The organism is Micromonospora craterilacus (assembly GCF_003236315.1).
Taxonomy (GTDB): Bacteria; Actinomycetota; Actinomycetes; order Mycobacteriales; family Micromonosporaceae; genus Micromonospora; species Micromonospora craterilacus.
Window position 1 is genome coordinate 1 of the sequence record NZ_POTY01000552.1, and the last position, 514, is coordinate 514.

Consider the following 514-nt stretch of genomic DNA (forward strand, 5'->3'; position numbering starts at 1 on the left):
GCTCGCACCCGGCCCGTACCGCCGGGCCGGGAGTGCCTGAGAGACACCGTGCCACATTCCGACCGGGTGGCACACCCGGAGTGCCCACAGTGTCCCGGTCTACCTCATGCTGGCTGCCGGTCGACGCGCCGGGAACCACCGGCGCCGCTGGGGGGATTCTGCCCTGGTCAGAGGCCGCCGAGGGCGGACGGGCTGGCTGAGCTCTCGTCGGGTGCGTTGCTGCTCGCCGCCGTGGTCGGGGCGGCGCTGCTGTCGTCGGCGCGTTGCGACGACGAGACCGATGGGCTCGCCGACGGCGAGGTCGAACTCGTCGGCGTCGGCGAGGGCGAGGTGGAACCCGTCGGCGTCGGCGACGGCGAGGTGGAACCCGTCGGCGAGGGGGTCGGAGACGTCGACGGCCGAGGCGTCGGCGATGCCGTGGGCTTCGGAGTGCCGGTGGGCGTCGGCTTCGGCGTCGGTGTCGGCTTGGACGTCGGCGTCGGCTTCGGCGTCGGGGACTGGGACGGGGTGGGCG

At 74.5% G+C, this 514-nt stretch carries 1 protein-coding gene; it reads left to right on the forward strand.

Annotated elements, in window-relative coordinates:
* Positions 1-216 precede the first annotated feature (216 nt).
* Positions 217-514, forward strand: a 298-nt coding sequence (locus C1I95_RS34385; RefSeq protein WP_199524052.1) for a hypothetical protein, incomplete at its 3' end; no start/stop codon positions are given.